This window comes from Phascolarctobacterium faecium, assembly GCF_003945365.1.
Classification (GTDB): Bacteria; Bacillota; Negativicutes; order Acidaminococcales; family Acidaminococcaceae; genus Phascolarctobacterium; species Phascolarctobacterium faecium.
Map to the genome: position 1 here is coordinate 876452 of NZ_AP019004.1, position 17290 is coordinate 893741.

Sequence of the window (17290 nt, forward strand, 5' to 3'; positions counted from 1 at the left end):
CGGTCTTTTCTTATGATTGTCGTTTTATTCTTGCTGGTCGAAATATTGATTGTTCTACAGAGTAAAAATGCCGGACACATTTTCACTCTGTCCGGCAGATATATTCTGATTTATTTGCTGTTTTCAAGGCTTTCTTAAAAGAATAGAAAATCCTTTCTCTCCTCCTTCGTTGGCAGGCGTAGGGGTGCGCCTGCCAAAACCATCACTTGAACAGTGGTGGTTTTTTTATTTAGTCATGGTGTACTTCGCTGCATGGGTTTACATGGACCATGCAATGTTTTACCTCCGAAAAATTACTTTCAATTGCTTTATGAATATTTTCGGCGATAGTATGTGCTTCCAGTAAAGTCAGGTCGTCGTCAGCGCTTACTTCGACATCTACATAGATGCGGCAGCCAAATTTTCTGGTTTGCAGTACGTCTATGTGGTCAACGCCTTTTTGAGCGTTTATCAGAGCTGTCATCGTATTGATAGTGGCTTCGTCACAGGAGCGGTCGACCATCTTGTCTATGGCATCTTTAAAAATTTCGTATGATGCGTAAACTATCATCAGGCAAATGACTACACTGGCAAGAGGATCTAAAGCAGGATAGCCCATACGGGCGCCTAGAATACCGATAAAGCTGCCTATTGAGGATAATGCGTCACTGCGGTGATGCCAGGCATCTGCCATTAAAGCACTGGAATTTATTTTGGCAGCTGCTTTTTTAGTGTACCAGAACATACCTTCTTTAACGATAATGGAAATTACTGCGGCGATCAAAGCAAGGCTGCCCGGTATTTTCAAATCTTCGGCTGAAGCGTGAAGTATTTTTTCTAAACCTGCGTAACCTATACCAATACCTGTCAGTGCTAAAACTATCGCTAAAATGATGGCGGCGACACATTCCAAACGTTCGTGTCCGTACTGATGTTCTGCATCAGAAGCTTTATTGGATATCTTGACGCCGGCCATAACTATAAAGGTACTGAAGACGTCGGAAGCGGAATGAACGGCATCAGAAATCATTGCGGCAGAATTAGCCAGTATCCCTGCTGCTAATTTACCAACTGAAAGAATTAGATTTACGATGATACTGTTAATAGAAACTTGCATGGCCAGACGTTCGGACTGGGCAATTTTGTCTTGCATGGTGGATAACCTCCCTGGGGTTACTCTTGCAGCGGCACAGATATAATAAAAACATCTGCGGAACTACTACTGTCCCGCAGATGTTTGTTTACGAATCTGCTGCCCGATGGGCCCGGCCGCTAAAACCAAAGGTTTACCGCCTGTTCAGTTTGTACTGTAGCGATATGCAGTGCAAAGAGATTACTTTGATTGTAATTGGTTAGCTGGGGCTTTGTCAAGCAACATTATTTTAATTATTCTTAACTTTACCATAGGTTACTAAAATAGTGCCTTTAGGAGCTGCTAGAGCAGAGCATTGATAGAGAATAATACCATCTTGTTCGGCATTATAGACAGTAATGGTATTGCCGAAAAGATCAGTCAGGTAACCTAGTTTATCACCTTGTTTTATTTTGTCGCCACAACGGCAACTGGAGAACCAACAGCCAGCCTGATCAGTTTCAAGATAAATAACGTCAGTGACATCAACAGGGGTATGTTTTTGTTGTTGCTGTGGACTGCAAAGAAGTTCGAGCTTACAAAGGATATTATGAAGATCGTTTTTATAGGCGTCAATGTCTTCACGCCGGCATAATCCGGCTCCGCCTCGTTCGATAAGGAGAGAAGGGACACCTGAAATGGCGGCATAATTATAGGCACCTGTTGTAGCAGTTGAACGAACCATAAATTTCATATCCAGAACCAAGGCTACTTCGCGCGCTTTTGCAGAAATTTCAGAGTTGGGCAGCCCGGGATAATATACGTATGGATACAATTCTTCATGGATATCACCGCTATGCAGATCAGCATAAAAATCAGCTAAAGGGAAAAAATGTCGACTGAGCAGCCAGGCTGTTTTTTGTGAAAGTGTTCCGTTGACATCGCCGGGGAATTCCCGGTTGAGGTTTTTACCATCATCGGGGGTAACGAAAGCACTGCGTTCCCAAAAGCTTCGAATATTGACGGGATGTATTATAATCAGGCATCCGGAGATAACTTCTGGTTCTATAGCCTGAGATATTTCTATTGCCGCTGCGATACCAGGATATTCGCCACCATGGATGCCGGCTGTTATTAAAAGAGTAGGACCATCATTTTGACCGTTGATGATAGTGATAGGTATTTTTGTATTAGAGTCAAGGACAGGAATGTAAGTTTGCAGTTTCTGCCCTCGTTCTGCTTTTAAACCGCAAATATCCATAGTATCTGACATTTTTATAACTCCTTTGCTTATCAAGTTTTATTTTGTAAGTTTTGATACGATTATTTTAATTTTATTCTTGCTAATCAGTATAACATATGATAGTATGTTCATACAATACCTATTATCAATTAAACTCAAAAACATTTTAGAATGATAACTAAAATACTAGAGGATCTCGACGGAAGGAAATATATCAGTGTGTACAAATGTTTTGACAGACAGGGAATATTTGGGAATTACAATACCCTTTATGCTTTCAACGATGACACAGCCGCTGATGGGAGCGGTTAATACTGCTGTAATGGGACAGCTTCCTGATCCTAAGTATATAGCGGCTGTAGCCTTAGGTGCAATTCTTTTCAATAATATTTACTGGTTTTTTGGTTTTCTGCGTGTCAGTACCTCTGGATATGCCGCTCAAGCTTTGGGTTCTGATTCCAGAGAAGAAGGGTTACTGGCTTTTTTAAGACCGTTGTTCATTGCTGTGATAGTAAGCTGCAGCTGCATAATTTTGCAGAAACCTATTTTGACGGCTTATCTGTCATTGGTTGCTCCGGCTTCGGATGTAGCAGAACTCTGTTCGGCTTACTATGAAATTTTGATTTGGGGAGCACCGCTGGTACTGTTCAATTATGTGTCGTTAGGATGGCTGATGGGGCAGACAAAAGTACGTGCTTCTGTATTTATGCAGGTTTCAAGCAATGTCCTGAATATGATACTTAGTGTATTGTTTGTATTTGTATTACATTTTGATATTGAAGGAGTAGCCTGGGCTACACTTTTAAGTCAGCTTTATGGCGCTGCCGCAGGCTGTTGGCTAATGTATCTTTATGGTAACTTTGATTATAAAAATTTTGATTATAAAACCGTTATAGAGCCTGAGGAGCTAACGAAAATACTTTTGGTCAATACTAATTTAATGATTCGTACGGCTTGCCTGCTGACAGTTAACAATATTATTGCTGCTGCCGGTGCTGCATTAGGAACTGTAGTGCTGGCAGCGAATGCCGTACTGTTTCAGCTGAAAGATATCATGTCGTTCTTGGTCGACGGTATGGCTAATGGTGCTTCTGTTTTTTCAGGAAGGGCTCTGGGACAGAAAAACAGGGCATTATTTTGGCAGATTTTAAAAATGACCTATAAATGGTTGTTTGTGTTGGTGTTTCTGTTAATGCTTGGATTTACATTTGGCAGTACATTTTTAATAAATTGCTTTACAGACTTAGAGGAAGTAGCTGTGTTAGCAGAAACTTACAAATATTATGTTCTTATTTATCCTTTGATAGCTGGCATAGGCCTAGCTCTTTATGGAATGTTTACAGGTGCTACTTATACGGTTCCTATAAGAAATATGATGCTGATTGCTTTAGCTGTATTTTGGCCTGTGGAGAGACTGTTAGTACCTTTACTTGGCAATGATGGCTTATGGATATCGTTTTTAATATTTGTTGGGATTCAGTCTTTAATATTATTTTATTCATTGAGAAAGCTTGGAGAAAAGATTTATAAGATTAAATAAAAGTGTTTACTAAGTATATGGTTTGTGCTAATATTAATACAACTTAATAATTTTATCAAAGGTGCCTCAAGGTTGAATTAGGGAAGTCCGGTGTAAATCCGGCACGGTCACGCCACTGTAAGCGCATATTGCGTAAGTCAGATCGCAGCCTTTGATTTTTGCCATATCCGCGGGTGACGGATCAGCAGCTAGTTCCTGAAATTTGACTTAAATAGGCAGTCTTGCCTGTTTAAACAATATTTTATGATCTCCTGCATCCGTGGTTCATGGCTGCAGGAGATTTTTTTGTAAGGAGATGGGAAGCTTTGAAAAACAAACAGATTTGGGGCAGGATCGGGCAAATCGTATTGGTGCTTTTGGGTATCAGCTTTGTAACATTTGCTTTAGTTATGCTGTCGCCAGGTGATCCGGTCAGGCAAATGATTGCCGGTAATGAGGATATTGTTGTCAGTCAGGTTGAGATTGATGCGCTGAGACATGAATTGGGTTTGGATAAGCCTTTTATTTTTCAATATTTAGATTGGTTAGGAAGAGCGGTACAGGGTGATTTTGGGTTTTCCTATATGGTTAAAAAACCTGTTGTTGAAGAATTGATGCAGTCACTGCCGGCGACATTGATATTAGCGCTGGCTTCTACACTTTTTATGTTGGTGTTTTCACTGCCTTTGGGTATTTATTCTGCTGTCAAACGCAACAGTGTTTTTGATTATGCTGTGAGAGGTCTGACTTTTTTTGGTGTCTCAATCCCTAATTTTTGGATGGGGCTGATGCTATTGTGGATTTTTGGTTTAAAATTAGGCTGGCTGCCAATTGTCGGTGGCAGAGTAAGTCTGGAGACTCTGATTTTGCCAGCTACGACGTTGGGTATAGTTATGGCAGCCAAATATACACGTCAGGTAAGGACGACGGTTTTGGAAGAACTCAATCAGGATTACGTTGTCGGTGCTAGGGCAAGAGGCATGAGTGAAAGCTATATCCTTTGGCGGGAAGTATTGCCGAATGCGATGCTGCCTTTGATCACATTGCTGGGGCTGTCATTCGGCAACCTGCTGGGTGGTGCGGCAGTAGTAGAGATCGTTTTTTCCTGGCCGGGACTTGGTTATTTAGCGGTCCAGTCAATTATTTATCGTGACTTTCAGCTTGTACAGGGGATTGTTTTATGGATCGCCCTTATGTATATGGTCATCAATCTAGTTGTTGATATTTCTTATAACCGGCTTGATCCGCGCCTGCGAAAGGAAGGTAGATAGCATGGAGAATCTTATTAACGGATTAAAGAATAATCGTGCTTTTGCCTTTTCCAGTTTTTTGGTGCTGCTTTTGATAGGGATTGCGTTAGCGGCGCCGTTGCTAGCTCCTTATGATCCGTTGGAAGCTACGATGAAAAATGCTTATCTGCCGCCTTCGAGTGAACATCTTTTTGGAACTGATAAGCTGGGGCGAGATAATTTCAGTCGGGTTTTGTATGGTGCCAGCTATTCTCTGAGCAGTGTTTTGCTGTTGGTAGCGGTCATTTTTGCAGTAGGCACTTTGCTGGGTGTTCTGGCCGGTTATTTTGGCGGTAAGGTAGATACGGTTATTATGCGTATTTCTGATATGATGATTTCCTTTCCCGGGATGATACTGGCCATTGCTATTGCCGGTATCATGGGCGGCAGTCTGATCAATGCGATTATCGCTTTGACTATCGTTACCTGGACTAAATACGCTCGTTTGGCACGCAGTATGGTATTAAAGATAAAAAAACGTGATTTTGTCGAAGCGGCAGTTGTCAACGGCGGTAAACCGACACATATTTTGTGGAAACATATCGTGCCTAATATTTTACCGTTAATGATTATTACAGCAGCTTCGGATATCGGCGCTATGATGATGGAACTGGCAGGGCTTTCATTTTTAGGTTTCGGTTCGCAGCCGCCGGCTCCTGAATGGGGATTGATGCTAAATGAAGGCCGTCAGCAGCTGCAGACGGCTCCCTGGCTGATGTTTTTTCCCGGTCTGGCTATTTTTCTGACGGTAGTAGTCTTTAACCTATGGGGCGACAGTTTGCGTGATGTGCTTGACCCGCGTCAGGAAGATTAAGTTCAGCTGTTGAATAAAGTTTTATATACAGTCAATAAAATAAAAAGGATTTGAAAGGGAGATGTATGATGAAAAAAACTATTAAATTTACAGCAGCTGTTGCAATGATAGGCTTGATGGCATTTGCTTCAGCCGGTTGTGGCGGCGATGACAAAAAAGCTGCGGCAGCCAAAGACACTTTGAAATTTGGCGTTACTAATTTTGCCGACAGTCTGGAACCAACAGATAACTACTTTGGCTGGATTGTTATGCGTTACGGCTTAGGTGAATGTCTGGTAAAATTTGATGAAAAAATGAATTCTACTCCGTGGCTGGCAGAAAATTGGCAGGTCAGTGACGATAAGCTTACCTGGACTTTTAAAATCAATGATAAAGCAAAATTTTCAAACGGTAACAAAGTAACTGCAGAGGCTGTAAAAAAATCTATTGAACGTACTTTTGAAAAAGCCGCCCGTGCCAGAGCAATGTTTGAATATGACAATATCAGTGCTGACGGGCAGACGTTGATGATCAAAACTCACACTCCTGTTGCTACATTACCGGGAATGCTTGGTGATCCGCTTTTTATTATTATTGACACCAGTGTAACTGACCGTGATTATGCTAAGCAAGGGCCTATCTGTACCGGTCCATATATGGTCAATACGTACAGTAAAGCTAAAGCTGTTATGGATGCTAATCCTAATTACTGGGATGGCGAAGTACCGTTTAAGCATGTTGAGATCCCGACTATTGATGATCCCAATACACGCGCTATGGCCCTGCAGTCCGGTGAGATTGATATGGCAATCAATATTGCTCCAGGCGACATGTCGTTGTTCAGCAACAAAGATAAGTACAATATCAGTGCTATTGCTTCCCTGCGTGACGTATTGGCACGTATTAACGTTAAGGAAGGCAAGCCGATGTATGATAAACGTGTTCGAGAAGCGTTGCTGTCATCTTTGGACCGTGAAACCTACTGTAAGGTTTTACTGAAGGACACATTTACTTCTGGCGGACCGTTGATGCCGCCTTCTGTCGATTATGGATTTGATCAGTTAAAAGATCCTAATACCTATAATGTAGAACGTGCTAAGAAACTGTTGGAAGAGGCTGGCTGGAAAGATACCAATGGCGATGGCTATGTTGATAAAGAAGGTAAAAATCTGGAGATGGACTTTATTTTCTACAGCGGTCGCGCAGAATTGCCTTTGTTTGCTGAAGCTACCCAGTCCGATGCTAAAAAGGTTGGTATCAAGGTTAACCTGAAAAATGTTGATTACAATGTTTTGGACGGGATTGGTGTGCGAGGTGAATATGACTTGCTGATTTCCAATATTCTTACTCTGCAGGCAGGCGACCCCGAGGTCTTTATCAATCAGTACTGGAAAACAAATGTTAACGGTAATAATCCGCAGAACGGCAGCGGTTACAGCAATCCTGCCTATGATGCTCTGAGCGATAAGCTGGCAGTAGAATTTGACCCGGCGAAACGTCGTCAATTAGTAATCGATATGCAGAAAATTATTCTTGATGATGCGGCAACGATTATTTTTGGTTATCCGCAGACAAATATGATCAGTAATAATTCTATTGCCAATGCAGAAATTTTACCGTGTGATTATTACTGGCTGACGAAGGAGATCAAGCCTGCCCAGAAATAATCTGTGGGAAGAAGGGACACTGTAATGCTTTTAAAAGTTACAGATTTGGATATCAGTTACGGCAGCAAGGCTACCGTAACTGGTGCCAATATAGAATTGAAAAAGGGTGAGATTTTATCTATCGTTGGCGAGAGCGGCAGCGGTAAAACAACGGTGATACGTGCTATTATGGGCTGTTTGCCGGGTAATGGACATGTAAGCGGCGGCAATATCATTTTTGACGGCAGAAACCTGCTGGATAATACGCCGCAGCAATGGCGTGAAATGTGTGGGACTGAGATTTCTATGATTTTTCAGGACAGCGGTAATATGATCAACCCTATTCGCCGTATCGGCGAACAGTTTATTGATTATATTCTGACTCATGCGCCGCAGATTTCCAGACGGGAAGCTTATGATCTGGCTATTAAGATGCTTGATGATGTAAGGATGCCCAATCCTGACAATGTAATGCGCAGTTATCCGTTCGAATTATCAGGGGGGATGCGCCAGCGTGTAGGTATAGCTTTGGCGATGACCTTCAGCCCGAAACTGCTTTTGGCTGATGAGCCTACAAGCGCGCTTGATGTCACAACGCAGGCGCAGATCATCAGGCAGATCGTTGATGTTCGTGACGAATACAATGCCGCGGTGATCATAGTTACTCATAATTTGGGTGTAGCTTCGTATATGTCAAATAAAATCGTTGTGATGCAGAATGGTATGGTTGTGGAGAGCGGACTGCGGGAAGAGATTATCGGCGATCCACAGCATGAATATACTAAGGAACTGCTGGCGGCTGTTCCGGTTGTGGGAGGTAAGCGTTATTATGCCTGAGAACGTAAAATTACACCCGCATGAGAACTGTAACTGCGACCGTGATGGAGTTGCATTACCGCCAGAAATAGTATTGGAAGTAAAAAATCTGACGAAAAAGTTTCAGGTAGATGGCGGCAAGGTTCTCACTGCCTGTGATAAAGTAAATTTAAATGCTTACAAGGGACAGACTCTTGGCATTATTGGTGAAAGCGGCTGCGGCAAAAGTACTTTGGTCAGAACTATTTTACAGATCCATCCGGCGACAGAGGGCGAAGTAATATTTGAAGGACAGAACATTTTGAAATTGGAGGGAGAAGCGCTTCGCCAGAACCGCCGAAAAATACAAATGGTTTTTCAGGATCCTACAGCGGCTTTTAATCCGAAAATGCGGGTAAAAGATATTTTATGTGAGCCTTTATTGAATTTTGGGTTACTGAAAAATTCTGAAGTTGACGCAAAAGCTGCAGAGTTATTACAAATGGTGGAGCTGCCAGTGGAATTCAAAGACCGTTTTCCTCATAGTATGAGCGGAGGTCAGCGTCAGCGTTTGGGTATAGCCAGGGCACTTTCTCTGGAACCGCAGATTATTGTCTGCGATGAAGCCACTTCAGCGCTGGATGTTTCTGTACAGGAAAAAATTTGTGAATTGCTGGTACGGCTGCAGCGGGAAAAAGATATTACATATCTTTTTGTCTGTCATGATATTGGTCTGGTTGATTTGATGAGCCATCAGGTCGCGGTCATGTATCTTGGTAATGTAGTAGAATTATTGGAAAAAGGTCGTTTGTCTGTTAATGGTGTCCATCCTTATACTAAAGCTTTGATAAAATCTATCTTTAAAGTGGATTTCAAACCTGGAGAAAAAATTCAGCCGTTAGAAGGCGATATTCCGAGTCCATTGGCTTTGCCGCTGGGGTGCCCATTTCAGAGCCGCTGCGAGTATTGCCAGGAAATTTGCAGAAGCGAAAAACCACAATTGCAAGAAATTAAGAAAGGTCATTTTGCAGCCTGTCATTTTGTTAAATAATTTTTTAGTATATTGCAGCAGTCTTAATGGGTGCTGCAATATAAAAATATTTTTTGATGAATAAATACTTATTTATTCATATTTAAACACAGCCAAATAAGTACGCTTTTAAAAATATAAAATCGGTAAAAGTGTGCTTAGCATATATATTTTTTAGGAGTTGATTATGATGAAAAAAACTTTGGTGCTTGCTATGGCAATGGTGCTGGGAGTGACTGCTTCAGTGTATGCCGCTAATCCTTTTTCTGATGTTCCGGCCGGGCATTGGGCTTATGATGCCGTTAACAGACTGGCGGCAGCCGGAATTATTGATGGTTATGGCGATGGTAATTTTGGCGGCGAACGTCTGATGACACGTTATGAAATGGCACAAATTGTAGCAAAAGCTATGGCTAAAGGCGCTAATGTTGACCGCCTGGCTGTAGAATTTGCCGATGAACTGGACAGCTTGGGAGTACGCGTAGCAGCTTTAGAGAAAAAAGCGGATAATGTGAAGATTACAGGACAAATCCGTTATGAATATGCAGGGCGTGACGGAGATTTTAAGAAAGACAAAGGCAGTGTTGCAAAAAATCGTCTGCGCACTCGTTTATTTGTAAATGGCAGTGTAAATGAAGACTGGACTTATACGGCCCGTATTCAAAATGACCAGAATCTTGCTAATGATTCCGGTGATGAAGATACCAAACTCAATCAAGCCTATGTTACAGGTAAATTGGGTGGATTTAATGTTATGGCAGGGAAAGCGCCAGTATTTTTAGCTAATGGCAACCTTTATGACGATACTGCAGAAGTTATTCAGTTAACATATGGTAAAAATGTAAAAATTAGCGGCTATTGGGGGCAAATTACTGAAAAAGATTCCGGTTATATGGCAGATAAGGCCTATGGCGCCAGTTTATCTGGTAAAATCGGCCGCTTGGATTTAGCTGCCGGTTATGATAGATTTGAAGATTTAGATGCCGGGTTTACGAAAATTTCTAATAACGCGGTCTGGAATGCAGGGGCAAATTATAATTTTGGTGACTTTATTTTAGGGGCGATGTATCTTAATTCTGATATTTCTGATAAAGCTGTTGAAAAAGGTGCTGATACGGACGGCTTTGTCATCAGTGCTGCTTATAAGGGTGCCAAGGCCGCCAAACAGGGGACCTGGGGACTTTGGGGAAATTATTATGATCAGGGGGCAGGTACATTTATTGCTCATACGATGAAAGCTGGTGACTGGGGATACTTCACTAAAGAAGGCTTTAAAGGTTATGGTGTTGGTATAAATTATACTTTGGCCAAGAATATGGTTTATAATTTGGATTACTATGATTTGGAAGGTAAAGAAAGCGGACGTGATTCTCAGATTATTTGGAATCGTTTACAGGTAACCTTCTAAATTTGCAGTAACTGAAGCAGGTATTTTGAGAAAGATTAAGGCTATTTTAACAGGCAGTTTCCATATTAAATGAATGGAAGCTGCCTGTATTATTTTTCTCAAAAGTTTTGTAAAATTTTTCAAAAAACTATATATGAATATTTGCTCATGTGTTATAATAAGATTACAGTAAAAGTAAGGAGGCTGGAAAATGAGCAAAACACAGCATGCTTTAGAAAATTTACATGAACATAACAGTCAGGGCTGCGGACATGATCATCATCACGAAGATGAAAGCGGCCATGACCATGATGCAGCCTGTGGCTGTGGGCATGATCATCATGTGCCCGGGCATGCAGATGAATGTCAATGTGAGCTCTGCCATCCACATGAGGAATATTGCGATGTTTGTGGTGAAAGCTTGGAAAATTGTATCTGCAGAATGCCTGATGCTGATTGTATAAAACGAGTTTATGCTTTAAAAAATCTGGGTTGTGCCAACTGTGCCGCCAAAATGGAATATAAGATTAAAGAATTGCCTGGAGTAGAATATGCTTCAGTAAGTTTTGTAACAAAACAGCTGCGTCTATCGGCCAAAAATCACGAGGTATTGCTGCCGGCCATTCGTGAAATCTGTGCTTCTATAGAATCGGATGTAGAAGTTGTGCCACGCAGTGGGATGATGCCGTTCAACTTTGAAAGCAAGGTATACCTGTTAGAGAACCTGGGCTGTGCCAATTGTGCCGCAAAAATGGAGAAGGCTATCAATGATTTGCCGGATGTTTCTGCTGCAACGATAACTTATGCTACGAAACAACTGCGGCTGACAGCGAAGAATCACGCACAATTGCTGCCACAGGTCCAGGCAATTTGCAGTACGATCGAAGCAGGTGTAAAAGTAGTTGAACGTATAGGCAAGCCGGTATTGGCTGAAAATATTAATCAGCGTAAAAAAAGCGGTGGAATACTTTCAATGTCGGATGAACAGCGTTCACTGGCAGAAATAGTGTTTGGCGGAATTTTGTTTATAATCAGCGAAATTACCGGACTCGTGCCGGAAGCTTATCATATTTACTGTCTTGTTGCCGCATATATTCTCTTGGGCGGAAGGATTGTTTTAACCGCTTTAAAAAATAGTACGAAGGGACAGTTTTTTGATGAAAACTTCCTGATGACAGTAGCTACTTTAGGTGCTTTTGCTATCAATCAATATGAAGAAGCTGTTGGAGTTATGCTGTTTTATCGTATCGGAGAATATTTTGAGCATCGTGCGGTTGAAAAAAGTCGTGGTCAGATTATGGAAGCTGTCGATATGCGTCCGGAAGTAGTTAATTTGCTGATTGGTGAAGATGTGCGTGTTATCCCGGCAGAGGAAGCCAATGTTGGTGACATTTTACTGGTACGTGCCGGTGATCGTATTCCTTTGGATGGAGTAGTTATAGAAGGTGAAAGCCTGCTTGATACTTCTCCGGTGACAGGAGAACCTGTGCCGGTAAAACGCAGTTTTGGCGATGAAGTTATTTCTGGTTGTATTAATACGTCAGGGATGCTGAAAATCAGAGTAGAAAAAGTCCTGGCTGAATCTATGGTCACCAAAATTTTAGACTCTGTAGAAAATGCTGCTGCCAGCAAACCACAGTTAGACAGGTTTATAACACGTTTTGCGCGTATCTATACTCCGTTTGTTGTGGCAGTAGCTGTTTTAACTGCTGTGATACCCGGCTTTATAACAGGAAATTGGGAATATTGGACTTATACAGCCTTAACATTTCTGGTTATCAGCTGCCCATGTGCACTGGTGCTGAGCGTGCCTTTGGCGTTTTTTTCAGGCATTGGAGCCGGCTCGAAATATGGAATTCTTTTTAAGGGCGGCGTTACAATAGAAGCCCTGAAAAATGTTAAAGCAGTGGTTATGGATAAAACAGGTACTGTGACCAAAGGGAATTTTGTTGTTCAAAAGCTGGTTCCGGTAAGTGGCATGGAAGAAGATGAGCTGTTGAAGCTTTGTGCCTCCGCAGAACTTGTTTCCAGTCATCCGATTGCTACAAGTATAGTAAATGCGGCCAAAGAACGTGAGTTGAAACTCGAACGGCCGCAAACATTTGAAGAAATTGCCGGTGAAGGATTAGTTGTCGAGGTTTCAGATGGAAAAATTTTGTGTGGCAATAAAAAATTGTTAGAACGTTTTGAAATTGATTTTTCTGTTAGGGAAGAAGATAATTATGGTACGGAAGTGCTGGTTGCCAGAGCCGGAAAGTATTTAGGACAAATAATTATTGATGATACATTGAAAGAGGATGCGGTAGCTGCTGTTACCTCCCTTAAAAAGATGAATTTAACTACAGCCATGCTTACAGGTGATGCGGCAGAAAGCGCACAGGCAGTGGCACGTGCTGCTGGAATTGACGAAGTAAGAGCTAAGCTTCTGCCGCAGGATAAACTCAATGAGTTGGGCCGCTTACGCAAACAATATGGTGGAGTGATGTTTGTCGGTGATGGTATAAATGACGCTCCCGTTTTAGCAGGCGCCGATGTTGGCGCTGCCATGGGCAGTGGTGCTGATGCTGCTATTGAGGCAGCAGATGTTGTATTTATGAACTCGGAAATGCAGGCTATTCCTCAGGCAATTGCCCTAGCGAAGGAAACAACCAGAATTGCCTGGCAGAATGTATTTTTTGCTTTGGCAATTAAGATTATTATCATGGCTGCTGGGTTGGCAGGCTATGCGTCTATGTGGGCGGCTGTCTTCGCCGACACTGGTGTTTCCATACTCTGCGTTTTGAATTCCATTCGTATTTTGTATAAAAAAATATAAATATTATTATTCAATCATTATAAGGACAGCAGATTAAAACATGCTGTCCTGATTTTTTGAAAAAACTTTAAATTTAAAAGTTTAAAGGGATAATAAAATCATTGTACAGGTAAATAATTTTGTTGAAATATTGTGAAAATATCAGAAGCAATAAATTGTTGTTGACAAAATAAGTTAGCAGTAGTAAACTTTAAGAGGTTAGCGAAAGCTAACTTTTTAAAAGTGGGCTAGTTAGCGTAAGCTAATGTGAGGAGGGCAAAAGTATGATGACATTAAAAGAAGTTCCTATCGGTTCTACCGTAACTATCAAAAAAGTTTGTGCCACCGGACCTTTGAAACGCAGAATTGTTGATATGGGTTTGACAAAGGGGACACCGGTGACCGTCAGAAGAGTCGCGCCACTGGGAGATCCATTAGAAGTAACTGTACGCAGCTATGAGCTTTCGCTGCGCAAAGCAGATGCGCAGAACATTCTGGTGGAATAAATTTTGATTTAAAGTTAGTGAAAGTTGATTCGAGGAGGGACTATTTTGAGTAAGACATTAGCACTAGTGGGCAATCCAAACAGCGGTAAAACCACACTATTTAATAATCTTACAGGCAGTAAACAATACGTTGGAAACTGGCCTGGTGTAACCGTTGAACGTAAGGGCGGCAAACTTAAAAAACATGATGGCTTTGAGGTCATGGATCTGCCGGGTATTTATTCTTTATCTCCGTATTCTCCGGAGGAAGTAATAACCCGTAATTATCTTTTGGAAGAAAATCCTGATGTTATAGTTAATACAGTTGATGGATCGAACCTGGAACGTAATCTGTATTTAACGATGCAGCTTTTGGAAATGGGCTGTAAAGTTGTAGTTGCGCTCAATATGATGGATCTTGTCAGAGCTAACGGTGATGTACTGGACACGGAGCTGCTCTCTAAAGAGTTAGGGTGCCCGGTTGTGCCGATTACAGCTACCAGCGGTGAAGGTGTGGAACAGCTCGTGGCAAGGGCGGTGCAGATTGCTCAAACACAATGTGACAGAAAAGACCCCAACAGCTTTTCAGAAGAAGTTGAACGCGTATTGCAGGAAATTGGCGAAATGGTAGCGCCTATGCCGCATATAGAACGCCGCTGGCAATTAGTCAAGGTATTGGAACGTGATGGGCAGCTGCTTGAAAAACTGAAATTATCTCAAGGTGTGTTTGACAAACTAGAGGTCTTGATTACCCGTTTTGAACAGCAGGCTGATGATGATGCGGCAAGTATCATCGCTTCCGGACGTTATCAGAAAATAGACTCAATGCTGCGCAGCTGTTATAAAAGTGCCAATGTTGATTATGCAAATACTGTTTCAGAAAAAATAGATCGTATTGTAACTAACCGTGTTTTGGGATTACCTATATTTTTAGGCATCATGTGGGCTGTTTATTATATTTGTATCCAGACCTTGGGCGATGAAACTATCGGCTGGATGGAAGAATTATTTGAAGGCATCAGTGAATACGCAGGTGCTTTGCTGGAAGCAGCTGGTGCTTCTGAAGTTATGTCAGGGCTCGTACTTGATGGAATCATTGGCGGTGTTGGCGCCGTACTTGGCTTTGTACCGCAGATTTGCCTTTTGTTCTTATTTTTGTCTTTCATGGAAGACTGTGGCTATATGGCACGTGTTGCTTTTATTATGGATCGTATTTTCAGGCAATTCGGGCTTTCAGGCAAGTCGTTTATTCCGATGTTGATCGGTACCGGCTGCAGTGTTCCCGGTATCATGGCAGCACGTACGATTGAAAATGAACGTGATCGTAAACTGACGATTATGCTGACGCCGTTTATTCCTTGTAATGCTAAACTTCCGGTGTTTGCTCTGTTTGCGGCAGCTTTTTTTCCAGAGCAGTCTTGGGTCGGTCCTTCGATGTATCTCTGGGGTATAGTGATGGTTGTAGTTTCAGGTATTCTGTTGAAAAAAACCAAGGCTTTTGCCGGTGAACCGGCGAACTTTGTTATGGAATTGCCTGCATATCACTGGCCGCGGGCAAAAGATATTCTTATTCATACTTGGGAACGTGCCCGCGGTTTTATTGTTAAAGCCGGCACGATAATTTTCCTGGCCTCCGGATTGGTGTGGTTATTGCAATCCTTTGATTTTTCGTTTGAAATGGTTGATGCTCAGGACAGTATGATGGCTGTTATCGGTCATTATCTGGCACCTGTGTTTGCTCCACTTGGCTTTGACAGCTGGCAGACTGCTTTCGCAGCAATTACGGGCTTCTTAGCTAAAGAAGTAGTTGTTTCTACATTTGGTATCTTGGCTGGAGTTGCTGAAGCTACCGAAGAAGATCCGACTTTGATTACCACTATTCAAAGCATGTTCACGCCTGCCAGTGCGTATGCATTTATGATTTTTACATTGCTGGCATCTCCGTGTTTTGCTGCTATTGGCGCGATCAGGCGCGAGATGGGCAGCTGGCATTGGACTTTCTTTGCCCTCCTATATCAAACAGGCTTGGCATATTGCATGGCTTTGCTGATATACCAGATCGGCAGCAGAATGTAATGACTGTGCTGTAGTTTGATGTTTACTTTAAAAACGCAGGCTTTTGCCTGCGTTTTTATTTTTCATATTGTTCACAAATATGGCAGATGTGTTGGCAATGGCATGTTTACTGAATTTTTTATAGCGTTTTTATATAAAAAATTTTTAAAGGTATAGTATTTTTATGGCTGATGTGAGAAAATAATATATGTTTGAGTTTAAAAGTTTGAAGTTGTCAGGGATCAAAGGAGCGCAGAATATTGGAACCGATAAAGAGACAAAGAAAAGAGTCTGATTCAGTATATACGATTATGTTGATACCTCATAAAGGGCACGAACCCAGGAGCATCCATTTTCGCCTCAGCCTGTTGAAAAAGGTTGGTATTGTTTGCGGTTTGCTCTGTTTACTTGGTGCAGGTGTTCTTTTTCAGTCTTCGCATATTTTGTACAAGGCACATCAGGATCAACAGGAACTGTTGACCTACAGGAGTGAAAAAGCTGTTCAGGAACAGAAAATAGGTCAGCTTTTGCAGGAAAATGAAGCTATTGAAAAAGAAATGGCAGAGCTTTCCAAACTGGAAGAGGCGGTTCGGCGAGAGCTTGGTGAAGGCGCAGTGCAGCCTTCACGTTCCGGGATCGACCGCAGTCAGTATCTTGGACAAGGCGGACCTCAGGCGGCTAAAGTAGAAGCTGTTGATATCTATGCTGCGCAGAACAAGGTGCTGCAGGAAAAGGTCAAAGATAGAAAAGCTACGTTGAATGATTTACTTGGCAGATTACGCGAGTTGAACCAGCGCAAAGCAGCGCTGCCGACACTTTGGCCAACTAATGGAGGGACTATTACTTCATATTTTGGCGGACGCAGCGATCCTTTCGGTAATCGTTCTTATGACTGGCATCCGGGAGTTGATATTGCCAATGACTATGGAGCTCCGGTTTATGCCAGCGCGTCTGGCACTATTGAAGAGGCTGGCTGGGTGTCCGGTTATGGCCGTTATGTAAGGATTCAGCATGGATATGGTTACGAAACAGCTTATGGTCATATGAGTAAATTGGCAGTTCAGGCAGGGCAAAGCGTAAGTAAAGGTGATGTCATCGGTTATGTTGGCAGCAGCGGGTATAGTACTGGGCCGCATGTGCATTTTGAAGTGTTGGTCAACGGGCAGACAACAGATCCGTTGGAATTAGTAAGATAATAAAAGG

The 17290-nt window shown here is 42.2% G+C and carries 13 protein-coding genes and 2 riboswitches; of the genes, 11 read left to right on the forward strand and 2 right to left on the reverse strand.

The genetic code is table 11. The features are described 5' to 3' along the window. Window positions 1-229: 229 nt before the first annotated feature. Together PFJ30894_RS04275 and PFJ30894_RS04280 are read right to left on the reverse strand one after the other, a co-directional pair. Complete coding sequence (locus PFJ30894_RS04275) at window positions 230-1132, reverse strand: cation diffusion facilitator family transporter (protein ID WP_125669128.1); 903 nt, start codon at window positions 1130-1132, stop codon at window positions 230-232. A gap of 67 nt (window positions 1133-1199) precedes the next feature. Then, window positions 1200-1290: riboswitch (NiCo riboswitch) on the reverse strand. 71 nt (window positions 1291-1361) lie between these two features. Then, window positions 1362-2324 carry a M14 family metallopeptidase gene (locus PFJ30894_RS04280; protein ID WP_125669129.1) on the reverse strand — a complete coding sequence of 321 codons (963 nt, stop codon included), beginning with the start codon at window positions 2322-2324 and terminating at the stop codon, window positions 1362-1364. Between the two features lie 187 nt (window positions 2325-2511). On the opposite strand from PFJ30894_RS04280, the gene PFJ30894_RS04285 reads away from it, so the two are divergent. The 11 genes from PFJ30894_RS04285 to PFJ30894_RS04335 all read left to right on the forward strand — a co-directional run bounded on the left by PFJ30894_RS04285 (window position 2512) and on the right by PFJ30894_RS04335 (window position 17283). Next, entirely contained in the window at window positions 2512-3834 is a 1323-nt protein-coding gene (locus PFJ30894_RS04285; RefSeq protein WP_125669130.1) for an MATE family efflux transporter, read from the forward strand. A 53-nt stretch (window positions 3835-3887) separates the two neighbouring features. Further along, window positions 3888-4025: riboswitch (adenosylcobalamin (AdoCbl) riboswitch) on the forward strand. A gap of 114 nt (window positions 4026-4139) precedes the next feature. Further along, window positions 4140-5084, forward strand: coding sequence for a nickel ABC transporter permease (nikB, locus tag PFJ30894_RS04290; protein ID WP_021718237.1), 945 nt, complete (start codon window positions 4140-4142; stop codon window positions 5082-5084). A gap of 1 nt (window position 5085) precedes the next feature. Continuing rightward, on the forward strand, window positions 5086-5916 hold the full coding sequence (gene nikC, locus PFJ30894_RS04295) for a nickel transporter permease (protein WP_125669131.1): 831 nt from the start codon (window positions 5086-5088) through the stop codon (window positions 5914-5916). A 68-nt stretch (window positions 5917-5984) separates the two neighbouring features. Further along, the gene (locus PFJ30894_RS04300) at window positions 5985-7562 is read left to right on the forward strand and encodes an ABC transporter substrate-binding protein (RefSeq protein WP_125669933.1); all 1578 of its coding nucleotides are present in this window, start codon (window positions 5985-5987) and stop codon (window positions 7560-7562) included. Between the two features lie 24 nt (window positions 7563-7586). Beyond that, a complete protein-coding gene (locus PFJ30894_RS04305) occupies window positions 7587-8378 on the forward strand; it encodes an ABC transporter ATP-binding protein (protein WP_021718240.1) in 792 nt (263 codons plus the stop codon). After that, entirely contained in the window at window positions 8314-9387 is a 1074-nt protein-coding gene (locus PFJ30894_RS04310) for an ABC transporter ATP-binding protein (protein ID WP_408634576.1), read from the forward strand. The genes PFJ30894_RS04305 and PFJ30894_RS04310 overlap by 65 nt, the downstream gene beginning before the upstream one ends. 166 nt (window positions 9388-9553) lie before the next feature. Further along, window positions 9554-10774 carry an S-layer homology domain-containing protein gene (locus tag PFJ30894_RS04315; RefSeq protein ID WP_021718242.1) on the forward strand — a complete coding sequence of 407 codons (1221 nt, stop codon included), beginning with the start codon at window positions 9554-9556 and terminating at the stop codon, window positions 10772-10774. A gap of 421 nt (window positions 10775-11195) precedes the next feature. Then, the gene (locus tag PFJ30894_RS04320) at window positions 11196-13568 is read left to right on the forward strand and encodes a heavy metal translocating P-type ATPase (protein ID WP_125669934.1); all 2373 of its coding nucleotides are present in this window, start codon (window positions 11196-11198) and stop codon (window positions 13566-13568) included. Between the two features lie 263 nt (window positions 13569-13831). Next, the gene (locus PFJ30894_RS04325) at window positions 13832-14053 is read left to right on the forward strand and encodes a FeoA family protein (protein ID WP_021718244.1); all 222 of its coding nucleotides are present in this window, start codon (window positions 13832-13834) and stop codon (window positions 14051-14053) included. Between the two features lie 45 nt (window positions 14054-14098). Further along, on the forward strand, window positions 14099-16108 hold the full coding sequence (feoB, locus tag PFJ30894_RS04330; protein ID WP_167457023.1) for a ferrous iron transport protein B: 2010 nt from the start codon (window positions 14099-14101) through the stop codon (window positions 16106-16108). A gap of 239 nt (window positions 16109-16347) precedes the next feature. Further along, window positions 16348-17283 carry a M23 family metallopeptidase gene (locus PFJ30894_RS04335; RefSeq protein ID WP_021718246.1) on the forward strand — a complete coding sequence of 312 codons (936 nt, stop codon included), beginning with the start codon at window positions 16348-16350 and terminating at the stop codon, window positions 17281-17283. Window positions 17284-17290 lie beyond the last annotated feature (7 nt).

Excerpts from the sequence above, each read along its gene's own strand:
- PFJ30894_RS04305 (WP_021718240.1), top strand. The coding sequence starts at position 7,587 with ATGCTTTTAAAAGTTACAGATTTGGATATCAGTTACGGCAGCAAGGCT.
- PFJ30894_RS04280 (WP_125669129.1), bottom strand. The coding sequence starts at position 2,324 with ATGTCAGATACTATGGATATTTGCGGTTTAAAAGCAGAACGAGGGCAG.
- PFJ30894_RS04310 (WP_408634576.1), top strand. The coding sequence starts at position 8,314 with ATGAATATACTAAGGAACTGCTGGCGGCTGTTCCGGTTGTGGGAGGTA.
- nikC (WP_125669131.1), top strand. The coding sequence starts at position 5,086 with ATGGAGAATCTTATTAACGGATTAAAGAATAATCGTGCTTTTGCCTTT.
- PFJ30894_RS04320 (WP_125669934.1), top strand. The coding sequence starts at position 11,196 with ATGCCTGATGCTGATTGTATAAAACGAGTTTATGCTTTAAAAAATCTG.
- PFJ30894_RS04315 (WP_021718242.1), top strand. The coding sequence starts at position 9,554 with ATGATGAAAAAAACTTTGGTGCTTGCTATGGCAATGGTGCTGGGAGTG.
- PFJ30894_RS04275 (WP_125669128.1), bottom strand. The coding sequence starts at position 1,132 with ATGCAAGACAAAATTGCCCAGTCCGAACGTCTGGCCATGCAAGTTTCT.
- PFJ30894_RS04325 (WP_021718244.1), top strand. The coding sequence starts at position 13,832 with ATGATGACATTAAAAGAAGTTCCTATCGGTTCTACCGTAACTATCAAA.
- PFJ30894_RS04300 (WP_125669933.1), top strand. The coding sequence starts at position 5,985 with ATGAAAAAAACTATTAAATTTACAGCAGCTGTTGCAATGATAGGCTTG.